Origin of the sequence: Odoribacter sp. Z80, from assembly GCF_009935865.1 — a bacterium.
In the GTDB taxonomy this organism is placed as follows: Bacteria; Bacteroidota; Bacteroidia; order Bacteroidales; family Marinifilaceae; genus Odoribacter.
On the sequence record NZ_QWEL01000023.1, the window covers coordinates 1 to 3,251 of the forward strand.

At 49.2% G+C, this 3,251-nt stretch carries 2 tRNA genes and 1 rRNA gene; all 3 read left to right on the forward strand.

The features are described from left to right. Positions 1 to 24 precede the first annotated feature (24 nt). Positions 25 to 98, forward strand: a tRNA-Ile gene (locus tag D1136_RS10670). 6 nt (positions 99 to 104) lie between these two features. Beyond that, positions 105 to 178 (forward strand) — tRNA-Ala (locus D1136_RS10675). A gap of 145 nt (positions 179 to 323) precedes the next feature. Beyond that, positions 324 to 3,208: ribosomal RNA gene (locus D1136_RS10680) — 23S ribosomal RNA — on the forward strand. Positions 3,209 to 3,251: the final 43 nt, after the last annotated feature.

Consider the following 3,251-nt stretch of genomic DNA (forward strand, 5'->3'; position numbering starts at 1 on the left):
CATCCCCGCAGCGGGGCATGACCCAGTCTCTTAGCTCAGTTGGTTAGAGCGCTACACTGATAATGTAGAGGTCCGCGGTTCAACTCCGCGAGGGACTACGTGACGGGGGATTAGCTCAGTTGGCTAGAGCGCCTGCTTTGCACGCAGGAGGTCAAGGGTTCGACTCCCTTATTCTCCACATGATTCTTTCCTGGTAAACAGGATAGAGTACAGTTCTTTGACATACTGGAAACATAGAAAGATATATTCCACAATGACTCACATGTTTATTATATATAATATATGGAAAATGTGTGAAAATCGAGAAAAAAATATAAAATAACGAGTAAATCAATAAGGGCGTATGGTGGATGCCTAGGCTCTCAGAGGCGATGAAGGACGTGATAAGCTGCGATAAGCTGCGGGTAGGTGCAAATAACCATTGATCCGCAGATTTCCGAATGGGGCAACCCGGTATGTTGAAGACATACCATTCCGTAAGGAAGGCAAACGCAGGGAACTGAAACATCTAATTACCTGCAGGAGAAGAAAACAAAATGTGATTCCCCCAGTAGCGGCGAGCGACCGGGGATCAGCCCAAACCTTAAATGTTTCGGCATTTATGGGGTAGTAGGATTGCGACATTGACAAAATAACTGAAATGGAACGCATTGGAAAGTGCGATCATAGAGGGTGACAATCCCGTACATGTACTTTTATTCGTCATAGCAATATCCTGAGTAAGTCGGGACACGAGTAATCCTGACCGAATCGGCCGGGCCCATCCGGTAAGGCTAAATACTCCTGAGAGACCGATAGTGAACAAGTACTGTGAAGGAAAGGTGAAAAGCACTTCGAACAGAAGAGTGAAATAGTTCCTGAACCCATACGCCTACAAGCAGTCGGAGCCCTTTCGTAGGGTGACGGCGTGCCTTTTGCATAATGAGCCTACGAGTTACTCATCTCTGGCGAGGTTAAGCACTTCAGGTGCGTAAGCCGAAGCGAAAGCGAGTCTGAATAGGGCGCAAAGTCAGGGGTGGTAGACGCGAAACCTTAGTGATCTACCCATGAGCAGGGTGAAGGTTTGGTAACACAAACTGGAGGCCCGAACCGGTAAACGTTGAAAAGTTTTCGGATGACTTGTGGGTAGGGGTGAAAGGCCAATCAAACTGGGAAATAGCTCGTACTCTCCGAAATGCATTTAGGTGCAGCCTCTGTTGTTTTGTTCCTGAGGTAGAGCTACTGATTGGATGCGAGGGCTTCACCGCCTATCAAATCCGGCCAAACTCCGAATGCGGGAACATGAAGACAGGGAGTGAGCCAGCGGGTGCTAAGGTCCGTTGACGAAAGAGGGAGAACTCAGACCATCAGCTAAGGTCCCCAATTATATGCTAAGTTGGAATCAAAACGCAGTGGGACTGCTTAGACAGCTAGGATGTTGGCTTGGAAGCAGCCATTCATTTAAAGAGTGCGTAACAGCTCACTAGTCGAGCGGTCCTGCATGGATAATACGCGGGCATAAGCATATAACCGAAGCTATGGGATATACAGTGTATATCGGTAGGAGAGCATTCCATTCAGCGTAGAATGTCGACCGTGAGGTCTGCTGGAGCGTATGGAAAAGCAAATGTAGGCATAAGTAACGATAATGCGGGTGAGAACCCCGCACGCCGAAAGATCAAGGATTCCCCGGCAATGTCAATCACCCGGGGGTAAGTCGGACCCTAAGGTATAGCCGAACGGCGTAACCGATGGAAAACAGGTTAATATTCCTGTACTGATGTTAACTGCGATGCAGCGACGCAGAGATGACACTGCTGCCACCTGACGGAATAGGTGGTTGAAGCCCGTACCCGTAGATTCCGGTAGTCAAGAACGCCGGGAGAGGAGAAAGGTGATAGTACCGCAAGGCTTCGGCTGCGCGGATAATGCAGGTAATTTGACTGCCAAGAAAACCTGCTAAGCTTCAGGTTATCATCATCCGTACTGTAAACGGACACACGTGATCGGGTATAATATACTAAGGCGCTCGAGAGATTCATGGTTAAGGAACTAGGCAAAATGGTCCTGTAACTTCGGGAAAAAGGACGCTCCAGTGATGGAGTCGCAGATAATCGGCCCAGGCGACTGTTTACCAAAAACACATGGCTATGCTAATTCGTAAGAAGATGTATATGGCCTGACACCTGCCCGGTGCTGGAAGGTTAAGAGGAGAGCTCAGACTAGAGTCGAAGGTTTGAATTGAAGCCCCAGTAAACGGCGGCCGTAACTATAACGGTCCTAAGGTAGCGAAATTCCTTGTCGGGTAAGTTCCGACCTGCACGAATGGTGTAACGATCTGGGTACTGTCTCAACCATGATCTCGGTGAAATTGTAGTTCCGGTGAAGATGCCGGATACCCGCAACGGGACGGAAAGACCCCGTGAACCTTTACTGCAGCTTTGCATTGAAATTGGGTAACCGATGTGTAGGATAGGTCGGAGGCATAGAAGTAGCATCGTCAGGTGTTATGGAGCCGTCGTTGAAATACGACCCTTCTGTTATCTGAGTTCTAATCCCGTTAGGGAGACATTGCATGGTGGGTAGTTTGACTGGGGTGGTCGCCTCCAAAAGCGTAACGGAGGCTTCTCAAGGTACCCTCAAGACGTTTGGTAATCGTCTGTAGAGTGCAATGGCAAAAGGGTGCTTGACTGTGAGACCGACACGTCGATCAGGTTGGAAACAAGAGCATAGTGATCCGGTGGTTCCGCATGGAAGGGCCATCGCTCAAAGGATAAAAGGTACTCCGGGGATAACAGGCTGATCGCTCCCAAGAGCTCAAATCGACGGAGCGGTTTGGCACCTCGATGTCGGCTCGTCACATCCTGGGGCTGGAGAAGGTCCCAAGGGTTCGGCTGTTCGCCGATTAAAGTGGCACGCGAGCTGGGTTCAGAACGTCGTGAGACAGTTCGGTCCCTATCTGTTGTGGGCGCGGGATATTTGCGGAGCTCTGACTCTAGTACGAGAGGACCGGGTTGGACATACCTCTGGTGTATCAGTTGTGTTGCCAAATGCACTGCTGAGTAGCTATGTATGGATTGGATAAGCGCTGAAAGCATCTAAGCGCGAAGCCAGCTTCAAGATGAGATATCCTTACAGGGTCGTTCGAGATGAGAACGTTGATAGGTTGCAGGTGTATAGTCGGTGACGGCACAGCTGAGCAATACTAATGACCCGAAAGTTTACTTGTTAGTGGATGTATATTTTTCTGATGTTTCCGGTGTAATGTCAAA